The 15052-nt window shown below is 61.7% G+C and carries 14 protein-coding genes and 1 pseudogene; 7 read left to right on the forward strand and 8 right to left on the reverse strand.

Translation table 11 applies throughout. From position 1 onward, the window contains the following. Positions 1 to 66 precede the first annotated feature (66 nt). The 3 genes from AC070A_RS24655 (at position 67) to AC070A_RS24665 (ending at position 4552) form a co-directional block, all read left to right on the forward strand. Entirely contained in the window at positions 67 to 753 is a 687-nt protein-coding gene (locus tag AC070A_RS24655; protein WP_112994280.1) for a PspA/IM30 family protein, read from the forward strand. Positions 754 to 781: 28 nt separating this feature from the next. Next, a complete protein-coding gene (locus AC070A_RS24660; RefSeq protein ID WP_057255179.1) occupies positions 782 to 1060 on the forward strand; it encodes a YiaA/YiaB family inner membrane protein in 279 nt (92 codons plus the stop codon). A 93-nt stretch (positions 1061 to 1153) separates the two neighbouring features. After that, positions 1154 to 4552, forward strand: coding sequence for an acyl-[ACP]--phospholipid O-acyltransferase (locus AC070A_RS24665; RefSeq protein WP_112994279.1), 3399 nt, complete (start codon positions 1154 to 1156; stop codon positions 4550 to 4552). Between the two features lie 20 nt (positions 4553 to 4572). Here the strand turns inward: AC070A_RS24665 and AC070A_RS24670 are convergent, their stop codons facing one another. The 6 genes from AC070A_RS24670 to AC070A_RS24695 all read right to left on the reverse strand — a co-directional run bounded on the left by AC070A_RS24670 (position 4573) and on the right by AC070A_RS24695 (position 10909). Further along, positions 4573 to 5592 carry a nitroreductase family protein gene (locus AC070A_RS24670; RefSeq protein ID WP_112994278.1) on the reverse strand — a complete coding sequence of 340 codons (1020 nt, stop codon included), beginning with the start codon at positions 5590 to 5592 and terminating at the stop codon, positions 4573 to 4575. Then, positions 5589 to 6695, reverse strand: a complete 1107-nt coding sequence (locus AC070A_RS24675) for a GNAT family N-acetyltransferase (protein ID WP_113479320.1) — start codon at positions 6693 to 6695, stop codon at positions 5589 to 5591. Before AC070A_RS24675 ends, AC070A_RS24670 begins: the two co-directional genes overlap by 4 nt. Next, positions 6688 to 7887, reverse strand: coding sequence for a hypothetical protein (locus AC070A_RS24680; protein WP_057255183.1), 1200 nt, complete (start codon positions 7885 to 7887; stop codon positions 6688 to 6690). The genes AC070A_RS24675 and AC070A_RS24680 overlap by 8 nt, the downstream gene beginning before the upstream one ends. Next, positions 7884 to 8771 carry a HesA/MoeB/ThiF family protein gene (locus AC070A_RS24685; RefSeq protein ID WP_112994276.1) on the reverse strand — a complete coding sequence of 296 codons (888 nt, stop codon included), beginning with the start codon at positions 8769 to 8771 and terminating at the stop codon, positions 7884 to 7886. Before AC070A_RS24685 ends, AC070A_RS24680 begins: the two co-directional genes overlap by 4 nt. Then, positions 8768 to 9715 (reverse strand): hypothetical protein, encoded by a 948-nt coding sequence (locus AC070A_RS24690; RefSeq protein ID WP_112994275.1) that lies wholly within the window; start codon positions 9713 to 9715, stop codon positions 8768 to 8770. Before AC070A_RS24690 ends, AC070A_RS24685 begins: the two co-directional genes overlap by 4 nt. A gap of 294 nt (positions 9716 to 10009) precedes the next feature. After that, positions 10010 to 10909 (reverse strand): LysR family transcriptional regulator, encoded by a 900-nt coding sequence (locus AC070A_RS24695; RefSeq protein ID WP_112994274.1) that lies wholly within the window; start codon positions 10907 to 10909, stop codon positions 10010 to 10012. Between the two features lie 117 nt (positions 10910 to 11026). On the opposite strand from AC070A_RS24695, the gene AC070A_RS24700 reads away from it, so the two are divergent. From AC070A_RS24700 to AC070A_RS24715, 4 genes are all read left to right on the forward strand, one after another. Continuing rightward, complete coding sequence (locus AC070A_RS24700; protein WP_057255186.1) at positions 11027 to 11959, forward strand: VOC family protein; 933 nt, start codon at positions 11027 to 11029, stop codon at positions 11957 to 11959. A 129-nt stretch (positions 11960 to 12088) separates the two neighbouring features. Beyond that, the gene (locus AC070A_RS24705) at positions 12089 to 12376 is read left to right on the forward strand and encodes a XapX domain-containing protein (protein WP_057255187.1); all 288 of its coding nucleotides are present in this window, start codon (positions 12089 to 12091) and stop codon (positions 12374 to 12376) included. A gap of 170 nt (positions 12377 to 12546) precedes the next feature. Further along, positions 12547 to 13650, forward strand: a complete 1104-nt coding sequence (locus AC070A_RS24710; protein WP_057255188.1) for an NADH:flavin oxidoreductase/NADH oxidase — start codon at positions 12547 to 12549, stop codon at positions 13648 to 13650. A gap of 407 nt (positions 13651 to 14057) precedes the next feature. Continuing rightward, complete coding sequence (locus tag AC070A_RS24715; protein ID WP_057255189.1) at positions 14058 to 14348, forward strand: GNAT family N-acetyltransferase; 291 nt, start codon at positions 14058 to 14060, stop codon at positions 14346 to 14348. A gap of 16 nt (positions 14349 to 14364) precedes the next feature. Here AC070A_RS24715 and AC070A_RS24720 read toward each other — a convergent pair whose 3' ends face one another. Continuing rightward, positions 14365 to 14763 carry a DoxX family protein gene (locus tag AC070A_RS24720; protein ID WP_057255535.1) on the reverse strand — a complete coding sequence of 133 codons (399 nt, stop codon included), beginning with the start codon at positions 14761 to 14763 and terminating at the stop codon, positions 14365 to 14367. Between the two features lie 133 nt (positions 14764 to 14896). Continuing rightward, positions 14897 to 15052 (reverse strand): annotated as a pseudogene (locus tag AC070A_RS24725) (hydrolase); the annotation flags it as partial.

Below are 15052 nucleotides of genomic sequence, written 5' to 3' on the forward strand. Positions count from 1 at the left end.
ACTTGAACATCGTTCATCTTTGTGACAAAAGATTATTGAACATTGTTCATACATGGAGGTGAGGAAATGTTCAAACAAATCGCAACGCTGATACGAGGTCGCGCCCACGAGGCGGAGGAGGCCTTCGGCGATCGGCATGCGCTACCGATACTTGCGCAGCAGATCCGTGATGCCGCGCGCGGCGTCGAAAGCGCACGTCGGGCGGTCGCTCTGGCGATCGCGCAAAATCGCCTGGAAAAAGAAAATGCCGAGAGGCTCTCTGCCCGCATCGATGATCTCGAAGCGCGCGCTATCGCAGCCCTTGAAAAGGGGCGAGAGGATCTGGCTACCGAGGCTGCAGCCTCGATTGCTCGGCTGGAAACCGAACTGCAGAACGCACGTCAGGTTCAGGCGGAATTTACAGATGGAATAGATCGGTTGAGGCAAGCGGTGCGGCAGAGCGAAACGCGCCTGGCTGCGCTGCGCCGCGGCGAGCGCCTGGCCGAGGCACGTGACCGGACGCGGCGCCTTTCCCGAGACGTGCCTGGCAACGATCTGGCTACGCTCAGCGATGCCGAGGCAACACTTGCGCGGCTCGAAACGCGCCAGCGCGAGGCTGAGTTGACGGCCGAGGCGCTAGTTGAGCTGGAAGACCGGCCTGATCCGACCGCGCTTGCAGAGAAACTGGCCGCTGCCGGTTGCGGCCGCCCGCTCGTAACGAGCGCTGAAGACGTGCTCGAGCGTCTGCGTGCCAAGGCAAACCCTACTCTTTGAACCCACTATCTCTCAAAGGTAAACGACGATGAACGACAGTCTGATGAAACACTCCCCGGCCTGGACCTCCTTCTCCTATGTGAGCTTCGGCGTGGCCGCCTTCATGGTGGTGATCGGCCTTTACATGATGCCGATCGATCTCTGGGGAAAGGGCTATCTCGCCATGGGCATCCTGATGCTCCTGCAGACGGCGGTAAACGTCACCAAGACGCTGCGCGACAATCTGGAAGCTGAAAAGCTCATCCGCAGGATCGATGATGCAAAGACCGAGAAGCTGCTGCTCGGCATCAAGGCCGACGACGTTTAATTCATCGTTAGCCCTGTCGCCACAAAGCACAACCTGTGAACGAGAGTGAAACGACTTTCATCTAGAACGCTCAAAAAAAAGGGGAGACGTTCCGTGAAAAACAATCTCATGACTTCTCGGCGGTTTGCGCCACTCTTCTGGACGCAGTTCCTGTCGGCGTTCAACGATAATTTCCTCAAGAACACGCTCGTCTTCCTCATCCTCGCCACCGTGGCGGCAAATGATGCCGGATCGCTCGTTACGCTGGCCGGCGCCGTCTTCATGGCGCCGTTCCTGCTCTTTTCCGCACTCGGCGGCCAACTTGCCGACAAGTTCGACAAGGCGGTCGTCGCCGAGAGGCTGAAGCGGTGGGAGCTCGCTGCCGCAGCCGTTGCGGTCGTCGGTATTGCGTTCTCATCCATTGCCGTTCTGCTGGTTGCGCTCTTCCTGTTCGGTGCCATCTCCGCGCTCTTTGGGCCTGTCAAATACGGCATCCTGCCGGACCACCTGGAGCGCAAGGAACTGCCGCGCGCGAACGCCTGGATCGAGGGGGCGACGTTCATCGCCATCCTCGGCGGCACAGTCGTCGCAGGGCTTGCCGCGGCCGATGGCGTCGATCCCTGGCTGTTTGGCCCCATGATGCTCGGCCTCGCGCTCGCCTGCTGGCTTTCCAGCCGCTACATTCCTCGCCTGGGCGCCAAGGCGCCGGACCTTGTCGTCGATCGCAACGTCCTCCGTTCCACGGGGCGGCTCCTCGCTTCACTGCGCAGCGACAAACGGCTCTGGCGCACCGCGCTGATGGCGGCGTGGTTCTGGCTGGTGGGCGCGATCGTACTGTCGTTGCTGCCGCCCATGGTGAAGAACTATCTCGGCGGCGACGAGACTGTGATCACTGCCTATCTCGCCGTCTTCGCCGTGGCGATCGGCGTTGGCTCGGCAATCGCCGCCTGGATGTCCGCAGGACGTATCGTGCTCCTGCCGGCACCGCTCGGCACCCTGATCATGGCGCTGTTCGGCCTCGATCTCGCCTGGTGCGTCGGACATGCCGGTGCGGCCGCAGCGGCCGAGACGCTCTCCGCCTTTTTCGCCGGTCCCTACACTCTGCGCATCGCCATCGATCTGGCCGGCATGGCCATCGCCGGCGCCTTCCTGGCCGTACCCACGCTTGCGGCCCTTCAGGCCTGGGCGCAAGAGGACGAACGATCGCGTGTCATCGGCGCGTCGAATGTATTGTCCGCGGCCTTCATCACCGCCGGCGGCGGCCTTGTCGCCGTCCTGCAGGCGTCCGGCGTGTCGACAGCGGTACTTTTCGCCGGCCTTGCGCTCGCCAATGCCGTGGCGGCCTGGGTCATGCTGCGCACGTTGCCGACCAATGCTTTCCGTGATTTCGTATCCATCCTCTTCCGCGCCTTCCTTCGGCTGGAAGTGGAGGGCCTCGACAATCTGAAAAAGGCGGGGCGTGCGCCGATCATCGCGCTCAACCATGTTTCCTTTCTCGATGGCGCACTGGCCCTGGCGCTGACGGACGAGGAACCGACCTTCGCGGTCGACTACACCATCGCCAAGGCGTGGTGGGTGAAACCGTTCCTGAAGATGTGCAACTTCCTGCCGTTGGATCCTTCGAAGCCGATGGCAACGCGTACGCTCATCAAGACGGTCAACAATGGTGAGCCGCTCGTGATCTTCCCCGAGGGCCGCATCACGGTCACCGGCGCGCTGATGAAGGTCTATGACGGCGCCGCGATGGTGGCCGACAAGACCGGCTCCATGGTCGTACCGGTTCGTATCGACGGGCTGGAGAAGAGCTACTTCTCGCGCCTCAGTTCCTTGCACGTTCGCCGCCGCCTGTTTCCGAAGGTGAAGGTCACCATTCTAGAGCCCGTTCGCCTCTCTGTTCCGGAAGAGCTGAAAGGTCGCAAGCGCCGCATGGCCGCGGGTGCTGCTCTCTACCAGGTCATGTCGATGTTGATGTTCCGCACCACGGATACCAACACCACCGTGCTCGAAAAGGTGATCAAGACGGCCAAGGAGCGCGGATTCAACCGGCTCGCTGTGCAGGACCCGGTCACCGGTTCCCTGTCGTATGGCAAGCTGCTGACGGGCGCGGCCGTGATTGGCGCGAAGTTCAAGTCGCTCTTCCCGGCTGAGAAGGCGCTCGGCGTTCTCTTGCCCAACGCCAACGGTGCGGTCGCAACCATCCTCGGCGTGATGTCCGCCGGCAAGGTGCCGGCAATGCTCAATTTCACGGCGGGCGCGGCCAACATCATTTCGGCCTGCAAGGCGGCGCAGGTCCGCTACGTGCTGACGTCGCGTGCCTTCGTCACCCAGGCGAAACTTGGCCCCGTCGTCGAGGAGTTGGCGAAGACGGTGGAAATTATCTGGCTCGATGATCTGCGCCAGACGATCGGCCTTGCCGACAAGCTGCGCGGTCTCCTGCAGAAGGCACGTCCGCTTGTTCGACGCACAGCCGACGATCCGGCAGTCATACTCTATACCTCCGGTTCGGAAGGAACGCCGAAGGGCGTGGTGCTGACACACCGCAACATCCTCTCCAATGCGGCTCAAGCCGCGTCCCGCATCGATTTCCACTCGGGCGACAAGGTGTTCAACATCCTGCCGGTGTTCCATTCCTTCGGGCTCACCGCTGGTACTGTGCTGCCGCTCATCTCCGGCGTCCCCGTCTATTTCTATCCGTCGCCGTTGCACTACCGGATCATTCCGGAACTGATCTACGCCTCCAACGCAACGATCATCTTCGGGACCGACACCTTCCTGAACGGTTATGCACGGACGGCTCATCCCTATGACTTCCGGTCGATCCGCTATTGCTTCGCCGGCGCCGAACCGGTCAGGGCGGCTACCCGTGCGCTCTACATGGAGAAGTTCGGCGTCCGCATCCTCGAAGGCTACGGTGTGACCGAGGCGGCGCCAGTGATTGCGCTGAACACGCCAATGTTCAACAAGGCCGGTAGCGTCGGCAAGATCATGCCGGGCATGGAGTATAGGCTCGATGCCGTGCCGGGTGTCGTGGAGGGCGGAAGGCTTTTCATCCGCGGCGCCAACGTCATGGCCGGATATCTCCGCGTAGAAGCGCCCGGCGTAATCGAGCCGACGCCGGACGGCTGGCATGACACCGGCGACATCGTCACTGTCGATGAAGATGGTTTCATCGTCATCCGGGGTCGGGCCAAACGATTTGCCAAGATCGGCGGCGAGATGGTTTCGCTTGGCGCTGTGGAGGCGCTGGCGGGAGAGCTGTGGCCGGGTCAGTTGACGGTTGTCGCGTCGCTGCCTGATGCCAAAAAAGGCGAGCGCCTGGTCATGCTCACTGACGCTCCGGGTGCGACACGCGCCGCATTCCTTCGCTTCGCCAAGGAAAAGGGGGCGATGGACATGATGGTTCCCTCGGATGTGAGGGTGGGAGCCGTGCCTGTGCTTGGAACCGGAAAGGTGGACTTCGTCAGTGCTCAGAAACTTCTCGCCGAGACTGCAAGGACCGAGGACGCCGCCTGATATGGAAAAGGGAGCCGGCTTCAGTCCGGCTTTCCGTCCAGCACGAGAGCATGGGCCGGAAGGCGATACTTCGGAACGGTCGACGGCGCCGGCCCCACGCGCAGGACATTGATCAGCCGGTGGCCGGGTGGCAACGGGAAGCGCTGCCGCATCGCCTCTGCAGCGGACGGTAGATCAGCCAGCACCGCCATCGGCCAACCGGCGAAGCCGAGACGCGTGAAACCCAGCCAGAAACGATAGAAGGCTTGTCCGGAGACGATTGGGCTCTCGTCTTCCGGCCGATGGAACAGGAGGCAAGCCGCGGCGGTTATCGTCTTTCCCGCTTCGGCGACGAGACTTTTGCCGAGGCCCAGCCGATCGGCAATGTCGAAAAGTGGTGAAGCGAGCACATGCTCCGCCAGTGCGCCTTCCAGCCGCCCCATCTGCAGCGCGGCAATATTGAGCCCATCGAAGGCATAGGCCGGATGGGTTGGGGAAAACCGCATCCACGCCACGAGTTCATTGCGGAACGATCTATCGCGCATGATCGACAGACTTGCGCGGTCGTTAAGTGCGGCAATGAAGGCGAGATTCTCGTGGCCGCTGGCGAGCTTTACATCAGCCGTCTCAGCCACCCAGTGCTCGAGCCTTTCGATCTGTTCGGGCGCCGCGGGCAAGAAGCGGGCACGCCATGTGAAGCGCTTGGTGCCCCAGCCGGCAAGCTCCGTGGGCATCGCCGCGCGCGCAAGGGTCAGCCGCGCGGCCAATCGGTAGTCGGGCCTCCAGTCGAGAATGTTATCGCCCCAGAGATCTTCGATGGCCACACCGATCCCGCGCGCGGCGAGCGCCATCACCATGCCCTCGAGCGCCGCTCCACAGGAGAGCCCCATATCGCGACCGGTCGGATCGCCGATGCCGAGGTGCCGGGAGAGGTCGGCAGCAAGCAGAATGCATCCGTCTTCGTCCAGTATCCAGCGGGCCGGCTGGGTATTGTGGACGGAGGGGGCGAGATTGGCCTCAGCCGCCAGATCGACGAGCATGGCGGTGTCAATGCGGCTCATAATGTCTTTCCGAAGAGATGCAGACGATGCAGGGGCCTTGCGCCGGCTTTTTCCACCTGCCTCAGGCTGGCCGCATTGACGTCCGCGATCCAGGTGCCGCCGGCAGTCTCGTAGCCGGCGCGGCGCATTTCTTTGAGCACATGGGCAAGAAGGAGCGGATTGAGGCCGCGCCCCTGATGCTCCGGTTTCACACCCTGGAATATGATCACGGCACGGCGGCGCTTGAGGCGGTGCTTGAGCAGATGCCAGGGCGCACTCAACCCGAGCCGCGAGCCCATCGCCTTCAGCATCGGATTGACGTCGGGTATGGCAATCACCGCACCGGCTGGCGCGCCGTCTTTCTCCGCGACCGCCGAGATGCGTGGATCCATGATCCACTTCATCTCCTTTGCCTGAAAGTCGTATTCCGCACGGCTGACGGGCACGAACATCGGATTGTCGGCGAAGCTCTCGTTGAGGATCAGCCGGGAATCCTCCAATCTCCGTTCGAGCGTTGCCCGCCGGATCGGTGAAAAACGGAAGCCGTCGTCGAAAAGCGCGCGCATTTGCGCACTGGCGAGCAGACCGTCGACTGCCACAGTGCGGACGTCGATTTCGAAGGTGGTCATCGGGAAGCATGGGGCGTATCCCCGGCGTTCCAGCAGGCGGGGCAGATGCGGTGGCCCCCAGATCTGATCCGTATAGGGCGCGTTCTCGAAACCGCCGGTCATGATGCCGACTTGCTGCATGGCAGTCAGGTTGAAGTTTCCGAGGATTTCCCCAAAGCCCTTCGCGCGCGCCCAATCCTCTGCCCGCTCCAACAGGGCGGCCGCGACGCGCTCGTCGTCGGCACAGTCGAAGTAGCCGAAATAGCAGCGATCGAGGCCAAACTTCGCGTTCGATGCGCGGTGCACGTGGGCTGTTATGCGCCCGCGCACGGCGCCGCCTTCATGGGCCGTGAAGATGGCGAAGTCTTCTGCCGTATCGAAGAGAGGGTTCTTTTCAGCTGAAAGGAAACGCCTGACGTCGCTGAACATCGGCGAGACATAGGGCGTGCGTGCACCGTAGATCTGAAGGGGCGCAGTGAAGAAGGCGTCGATATCCCCCTCGCGGATCTCAATCATGGAGCGGGTTCCTCTCGGAGATCAGCATGGCCATGCGCTGGACGACCTTCAACTCTGTCTCCGCACCCGGCGTGGCAGTGACGGAGGGCATGTTGAGCGCAATGAGCCGGAACGGCCGGTTCGACACCAGCATGACATGGGTGGCCTCGTATTTTTCGAGCAGCCAGGCAAGCTGCTCGGCATCCGATTGGGAAAGGCTGCCCGTTTCGGTAGTGCGCATCAACGGCCGGGCAGCAAAGAGCGCCTTGATCACCGGCAAGTCGAGGTCTGAAAGTTCATTCTCGCCAAGCAAAAGTGCGCCATCCACCAACGGATGGTTCTGTAATTCCTTGAGGAAGCCGAGCGTGTCGTCGATGCGGTCCTCGGCCAGATGCCGGATCAGGCTCTGCCGCCTTTGCTCCGTGCGAAGGCTTAGGCTGTCTTTCCAGATCACGCCAAGCAAGGCGGCGCTGAGGATGACGCTGGCCGCTCGCACCAGCGCTGCCGGTTCGAGCCCGTTTTCGAAGCCGACGACAAGGGCTGCGAGCAGAGCGACCGAAAGCAGGATGGCGAAGGAAACGACCGTGTCACGATGCCCCGCGGCGCGCTGGCCAAGGCTGATCAGCAGCCAGCACAGGAACAGGATCGCGACCCCGCCGAGCCGCACCGGCTGGTCGATGTAGGCCGAGCGGAAATCGGTGACGAGGAGTGGCAGGATCAGAAGCAGCGAGAGGGCCATGCGGTCAACCGCCTGGTTCTCCGCCTTTGACAGGCTCGCCCGGTCGCGCGTTACCGTCATATGCCCGGCGAGAGCGAAGGTGACGAGTTGATAGACGAACAGCAGCGCGACACGCCAGGGCTCGGCGATCGACGCCGGAAGGAAGGCGAGCGCGAAGAAGGTGGCCGCGCCGCCGGCTGCGATCCATTTCGTCGTCCTCGGTGCATGGCGGCGCAACAGACCCTCGGCGAGGAGAACTGTCGAGAGCGGAACGAGGCCCGCAGTTATGATCGTTGCGGCTTTGAAGATGAAGAGGTCCGTCCACCAGGCCAGCACCCGGCTCGCCATCAATGCCGCCAGCACCTGCAATCCAAAGAGGAAGCGGCGGTTCAGCGGGCTTTCCGTATCGAAGCTACGGATGGTGCCGATCAGCACAAGGAGGCCGCCAAGCGCCGCCAGCGAAACGAAACTATCGGCAACGAGCGGCGTGTTCATGGCGCTGCCGGAGCCGCAAGGCGCTTGAGGTAGCGACGTACCAGCGGACGCAGCAGCGCAGCGACGATTGCATTGCGGGGCCGTTCGATGCGCCCGGCATGGAGGTTGAAGAACCAGCCGCGGCAATCGGCGGACTGTGGACGGCCGAGGACCACGTGGATCGCCTCGTAGGCCATCAATGTGCCGGTGGAGATCACCATTGGCGCGAAGGACATGCGACTTCGGGTGCCGGCAATCACTTCGCCGGCGAGCGAAAGATCGACATGGTGGCGTGACGACGAATGGACCATCACGTATTCCGCCTCGCGCAGGAAAGCTTCCGACCGCTGGTCGGCCGTCAGTGCGTTCCAGGCGGTTCCGGCAGTCGGATAACCGAGCCGCTCTTCCGGCATCGGATCTTGCGGTCGCGTCACGTACACGGAGGGCAAAGGAGACGCATAGGCGTCGATCACCGTCCGGCCGAGGTTTCGCGAGACGCGATAGAGCAGGAGGCTGGCGCCGAGATCGTCCGTCCCGTTGATGACGACGTCCGCGTCGGCAATGAGCGTCTCGGCATGATCGGTCCAATCCGGGCCGAAGACGGTCACGTCCAAGTCGGGATTGATCTTTAAGCAGAGGTCTCGGGTCGCTTCTGCCTTGGGGGTGCCAATAGTGTCGGCAAAACAGAAGACCTGGCGATTGAGATTCGACAGCTCGAAGCGGTCGATATCGGCGAGGATGAGACGACCGATGCCGGCCCGCGCCAGCGCCTGGATGCAGGCGCCGCCCATACCGCCGGTTCCGCAGACGAAGACGGTCGCCAGTCTCAAGCGTCGTTGCTCCGCCTCCGTGACGAAGCCGATGTTGCGCGTGGTGAAGGCCTCATAGGAGAAGACGCTGCTCATTGGTTTGAAGGCCTCAATATGCTCCACTGCCGACGGCTGTCCGCCCAATGCAAGACCGGTAGAGCCAGCCTTTGGACGAGGATGACGAAACTTGCGACGGCAAGACGACCGAGCGCGTTGCGCGGCACGCTTTCCATGAGGTAACGCTGCGCCGCGTTGAGGTCGAGCTGTCCGATTTGAAGCAGGTCGTCGCCGCGATCGTAGTCGAGTTCGGCCGCGCAGAAATCGTTGTACTCAGCCTTGCGGTGCTTCGGCGCCGCCTCGAAGGTCTTTTTCAGGTTGTCGGAACCGCCCGTATAGGCGTTGGTGATCACGAAGCGATCGGCGTCGAAACCGGCATCAGGACCGACGCCGAAGACATGCCGATGGGAGCCCATGATCGCCGTGGCGATCAGTTGCTGATGCAACGATCGGCGCGCGCCGCGCGTGGGCGCAGGGAAGACGCCACTGAAGGTCTCGGCCACCATGCCGGCAACGGCCGGCACCTGGGTGACATTTGAAATCCAGAGCGGACGAAGCTGGTTGCGCAGGAAAAGAAGAAAGCAGGTGAGACCGTAGAGCACCCAGGAAAGCCCCTGGCTGCGAACTGCGGGATCGATCATCACCAGCCCCAGGTGGAGAACGTCGACGGGTTTGCCCGAGAGAGAGACCTGGATGACCGGCAAGGCGTTGAAGGCGACCGGCTCGCCGTCGGAAACCCGATAGACGACCGTCACGATCGTTCGGGCGAGGGCGTCTTCACGCTCGGAGAAGACGCCGTAGTCCAGCTCTCCATCGGCAACCGATCGCTGCGCGACCTTTCGCAGATCGTGCCGCAGTCTGGCGACTTCCCGCTCGCTCATCCACAGCCCGGGAGCTTCCACGATCCTCGCGCGGAAATCTGGTGAAGTCTTGAATGAGAGGTCGAGGCGCTTCTTCAGCACGACCGATATCAGATTGTACAATGGCCCGGCCCGGCAGCTTCAATTCTAGAATGGAGGTTTGTGCAAGCTTGGGTCGCATCTTCGCGGGAGAGAGCAAACATTTGGTTTAATTTTTGCCTGAGAGCAAGCGCCAACGGTTTGGTGTCAGGCAGTGATGCCGTGATTGTCCTCGCCGACGCCTCTTTTTCTCACAAGAAGCGCAGATCGTCATAAGACAAGCGCCGTGCGTTCAGATGAACGCACAAAAGTACGCTCCAGCACTTTGATTCTAGGGTATCTTTTCGCTTCTAGTTATTCCACTTGAAAGCGGGAGCTCTAGTCGAGCATGACCATATGAGCGGTCAGTTGTTCCTCGAAGAATTTCGAGAACGTCGCGATGCGCGGCGGTAGGGCCTGGTACGGCGGATAGTAGAGTGTCAACCAAAGGTCTGGTGGCGACCAGCCACGCAGAACATGGACGAGCCGTCCGCTGCGAATATGCTCGGCGATATGAAATCCCGGCAGCATCGCCACGCCCGCGCCGTCTGCGGCCATGTCGGCAAGTACCTCGCCATTGTTGGCGCTGAATGCCCTTCCGGCGACGATGGTGATGCTCGAGCCTCCGTCCGAAAGCAGCCAGTTCTCCCGTCGGCTTTCGCCGCTATAGGCGAGACAATCGTCCGGGGTCAGCTCGCTCGGGTGTTGCATCTCAGCGAACCTGCTGCCTGGTGCGGCCACCAATATCCTCGGCACCACCTTGATCTTGCGCCATATCGTGAACTTGTCCGACGGCGCCGACGAGATGCGGATCGCGAGATCGTAGTCGTCGTCAACGATATCGACCAAGCCGTCCGACAGCGAGATCTCGAAGCACATTTTCGGGTAGAGCTCCCGGAAGCCGGAGAGGATCGGCGGCAGCACCGTCTTGCCGAGCCAAGTCGGCGCGCTGATCCTTAAGCGTCCCTGGTCAGCCTTGTGGGCATTCTTGACGTCGCGCCGCGCGTTTTCGAGCGTTTCGACCGCCGGCTGGATCTGGGCGGCAAAAACGGCGCCGTCCGTCGTCAGCGATACCTGGCGGGTCGTGCGAACAAACAACTGGACCCCGAGATCATCTTCAAGCGCGGCAATGGCCCGCGTGACGGCAGCGGGCGTCATATCGAGCTCGCGGGCAACCTGAGCGAAGTTGCGCTTCTCGGCGGCCATCAGGAAGATTTTCAGGGCTTTATGATCGTTCATCTCTATTGTTTCAAAAATCGCAACTCACTCGAAAGAAATATTGCAATTCTGCGACCTAATCAACCCGAGTACATCTCTTCGCATAGACGGACAAGTCAACGAAGAAAGGCACGGGCCATGATCAAGGATATCAAGGGACTGCATCACGTCACCTCCATGGCGTCGGATGCGCAGCAGAACAACAGGTTTTTCACCGACACGCTCGGCCTTCGCCGCGTGAAGAAGACAGTGAATTTCGATGATCCGAGTGTGTATCACCTTTATTATGGCGATGAGAACGGTACGCCTGGTACCGTCATGACGTACTTTCCGTTCCCGCACATGATGATCGGGCGGCCGGGCGTCGGCGAAGTCGGCGAAACCCAGTTCTCCATTCCAAAGGGGGCGCTGGCCTTTTGGAAAGACCGTCTCATTGCGCAAGGTGTGGGTGGTATTCAGACCGATACGGTCTTCGGCGCCAATCGCCTGCGTTTCACGGGCCCCGATGGTGACGGCCTCGCCCTGGTCGAAGCGGCCGACGACGTCCGCGCCCCCTGGCTTGCCGAGGGCATTTCCGAGGCCAACGCCATCCGCGGCTTCAGCGGTGCCCGCTTCAACCTTCACGACACTGCGGCGACCGAAGAACTCCTCCGTTTCATGGGCTATGAGCGTTCTGAAATCGAAGGGGACGTCACGCGGTTCATCATTCCCGGCGGCAACGGTGCAGACACGATCGACTTGGCGGCGCTCCCGAAGACACCGTTTGCCCGCCAGGGGGCAGGTTCGGTCCATCACATCGCCTTTGCGGTCGAGAACCGTGAAAAGCAGCTCGAAGTTCGCAAGGTATTGATGGACACCGGCTACCAGGTAACCCCCGTCATCGATCGCGACTATTTCTGGGCGATCTACTTCCGGACACCGGGCGGGATCCTGTTCGAGATCGCAACGAACGAACCCGGCTTCGACCGCGACGAGGATACCGCTCATCTCGGCGAGGCGCTGAAGCTGCCGAACCGATACGAGCCTTTCCGCAACAAGATCGAGGCAAATCTGGCTCCGCTTGCTGCATGAGGTCAGCGCCTGACCGGCGCCACCCGCAAGCAGCGCGTCCACCCTGGAAAACGCATCGGATACGATAGGCAAAGCCACTCTGGGCCGACCCGCTCGGAGTGGCAGCTACACCAATCAAGGATCACCGTCATGAAACTCTATCTCCTGTCACTCGGCGCCGGACTGCTCGTCGGCATTGTCTATAGCCTCCTCAATGTCCGCTCGCCGGCACCGCCGGTTATCGCCCTGGTCGGTCTTCTTGGAATTCTCGTCGGCGAACAGATCGTTCCTTTTGCCAAAACTCTGTGGGGCAAGGAGCCGGCGGTGATTTCCTGGATCAACCAGATCAAACCCCACATGTTCGGTCACATGCCGAAGGGAGAAAACCGGAGCGATGTCGCTGCGGCCCAGCGGGTTCGGATCAAGTCTGATAGCTGAGCCCGCGCCGAAAGCCTTTCCGCGTCCAGCACGAGCCCAATCGAAATGGCAGAGCCGGAACGGCAAGTTCTGAAGCCCCTTCGATACCGAGAGATTGCAACCTCGCTGCCAAACGGCGAAACATTGGCAGGGCCGATCCGACAGGCCCTGTCGACCTCTGGAGAACGATCATGAGCGGAACCAGGCTTTTCTCGCCCTTCGAAATGGGATCGCTTAATCTGCGAAACCGCATCGTCATCGCGCCAATGTGCCAATATTCGGCCACGGACGGGCAGATGACCGACTGGCATCTTATTCATCTCGGTAATCTGGCCATGTCGGGTGCGGCTGTGCTCACCATCGAGGCGACCGCAGTCCTGCCTGAGGGCCGTATTTCCTATGGCGATGTCGGGCTTTATTCGGATGCCTGCGAGCGCGCGATGGGCCGGGTTCTGGACGGGGTGCGTCGGTGGTCCGACATGCCCATCGCCATTCAGCTCGGCCATGCCGGACGGAAAGCTTCCAGCGAAGTCCCATGGAAAGGCGGCCGCCAGATCAACCCGAAGGACGAAGGCGGCTGGAAAACCGTCGCACCGAGCCCTGTCCCGTTCCACGATGACTATGACCATCCGGTTGCGCTCGATCGCGCCGGCCTTGCGCAGGTCCGCTCGGCCTTCGCCGACGCCGCCCGTCGCGCCGCCGCTCTCGGGCTGGACGCTGTCCAGATTCATGGAGCTCACGGCTATCTCCTGCATCAGTTCCTGTCGCCCCTCTCCAACCGTCGCACGGACGACTATGGTGGAACGCTGGAAAACCGCATGCGCTTCCCCCTTGAAGTCTTCGAGGCCGTTCGCGCGGCATTTCCGGCGGACCGGCCGGTGACGATGCGGGTCTCGGCGACCGACTGGGCCCAGAACGGCTGGGATATCGAGCAAACCATTACCTTTTGCCAGGCGCTTGAAGCACGTGGCTGCTCGGCTATTCATGTCTCGTCGGGCGGCCTTGCATCCCACCAGCAAATTGCGATCGGCCCAAGCTATCAGGTACCCTTTGCGCGCGCCGTCAAAGAGAATGTGGCGATACCAGTCATCGCCGTCGGCCTCATTACCGAGTTCGAACAGGCCGAAGCAATCCTGACGACGGGTGATGCCGACCTCATCGCGATTGCCCGCGCCATTCTCTACGATCCCCGCTGGCCCTGGCATGCCGCCGCGCATTTCGGCGAGCGGGTGTGGGCGCCCGATCAGTATCTGCGATCGCAACCCCGACAACTCCGTCATCTCTTCGACCGCTAAAGCCTGTCGCGCAAAAGTGCGCAGCGGTTTTGCGACAACGACATGCGAAACATCAAAAACTTAGAGCGCAAGGAGCGAATCTGAAAGATCGCGACGCGCTTTAGGCAGACGTAAGAACCGGCGCCCCCGCCATACCGATGTCGGATCGCGCCCTGGTTCATTCCGGCGCAGAAAGAAGACCGTCTCCTGCGGCAGGAGACGGTCTCAGCGGCCCGGGGCGGCCCGGGGGTTTCGAAAGGTAGACCTGCGCGGTGCGCCACGTAACTACACTTAGGTATCGGTGCGCCTGGACAAGAAGCTTGTTTTGTCCGGCGAAAACGGCGGGAGCGCAAACGGATCGTCGCCTCCTATCCATCAGTTTCTGCAACAGGCCGTTTGAAGCCCGGCCGGAGAAGGGAAAGCGTCCCATGAACCAATCCGAAAACAATGTGGTTATCGAGCGCCCGGAGCTGCACCGCTTCGAACTGGCGGTCGACGGGGGCATCGCCGCCGTCTACTACCGTCAGGAGGATGGGCGCCTAGTGTTGATCCATACGGAGGTTCCTGAGGAATTGTCCGGCCGCGGGATCGGGTCGCGGCTGGTGACCGGCGTTTTCGACCTCGTGAGAGCGAGCCACCGGAAAGTCGTCATCCGTTGCCCGTTCGTGGCCGCCTGGTACGCTCGCCATCTGGACTATGGCGACGTCGTCGACGGTTGACCGGCGCGACCGACCGTCAAAGCTTGGCGTCACCGCGCGCCGCATCAAGGCCGACGGGTCCGCCGCCTGCGGCAGCGAGGTAGAGGAACACGAAACAGAAGATGATGGCGGCCGTACCGCCGTTCTGAGCCGGATAGAAACCCTGCGGCGCATGGCGCAGGAAATAGGCCGACGCCATGAGGCCGGAAAGAATGAAGGCGGAAAGCCGGCTCTTGAAGCCGACCAGCAGCGTGAAGCCGAGGACGAGTTCGAACAATCCGGCAATCCAGGGCAAGGAGCCGACGGGCGGTCCGCCGCCGTCACTTGCGGGAAAGCCGGTGACCTTCTGCGTTCCGTAGCTGAAGAGGACGAGGGCGGAGACGATGCGCAAAAGGCTGAGCAGATAAGGGGCCAGCTGGTTGGATAAAGCGTGCATGCGTGTTTCCTTTGCAAGCGACCCGGTGAGGTCAATGTGGGCGTGATCTGAAACATTCAAAATAATGACCGGCTTCATGCGAAGCCGGTCTTATTGTGGGTCTGGGGTGTTGCGCGGTGGGCAGATCGCCCCGTTATTTTGCCGGGTTGGGGCCGATCGTCTTGCCGTGGCTGACGCGTTCGTCGCCCTTGTGAACCATGGTGACGGCGTAATCGATGCCCATGCCGTAGGCGCCGGAATGCTCCTTCACCAGCGTGGTGACGGCATTGTAGGTTTCCTTGTGGGCCCA

This window comes from Ensifer sp. GW101-20A05, assembly GCF_059424735.1.